Origin of the sequence: Virgibacillus sp. 7505 (genome assembly GCF_002272135.1) — a bacterium.
Classification (GTDB): domain Bacteria; phylum Bacillota; class Bacilli; order Bacillales; family Amphibacillaceae; genus Terribacillus.
In genome coordinates, this window is record NZ_NPBF01000063.1 from 1 (window position 1) to 418 (window position 418).

Here is a 418-nt window from a genome sequence, read left to right on the forward strand (position 1 = left end):
AGACAAGCCAGAACACGAAGTCGACGTTGATCCGAAACAACCGAAGCTCGAGTCGAAAAAATCAGCGAAAAATGCCGATGAAAGCAAAGACGGCTATGAAGTCGGCGACACGGTTGTGTACACGATCGAAACAAGCAACACGATCGAAGACAGCTTAGTCGAAGACTTACGCATCACTGACCAGCTTCCAGAAGGCTTAGCATTTGTTGAAGGCAGCCTGAAAGTAAGCGAAGGTGGCGAAGGAAGCTTCGAAGACGGTACGGTAACAGCTACATTCGGCAATGTAACAGACACCGAGTGGCGCACGGTCACGTTTGAAGCGACAATCGAACCAGGTTTTGCGAACAAAACAGTCAAGAACGTTGCCACCGTAGGCGGCGGCAACATTGACGATCCAGACAAGCCAGAACACGAAGTC

General features: G+C 50.2%; 1 protein-coding gene. It reads left to right on the forward strand.

Annotated elements, in window-relative coordinates; all coding sequences use genetic code 11:
- Positions 1-418: isopeptide-forming domain-containing fimbrial protein (locus tag CHH91_RS17905; RefSeq protein ID WP_141234189.1), on the forward strand; the 418-nt coding region annotated here is incomplete at both ends.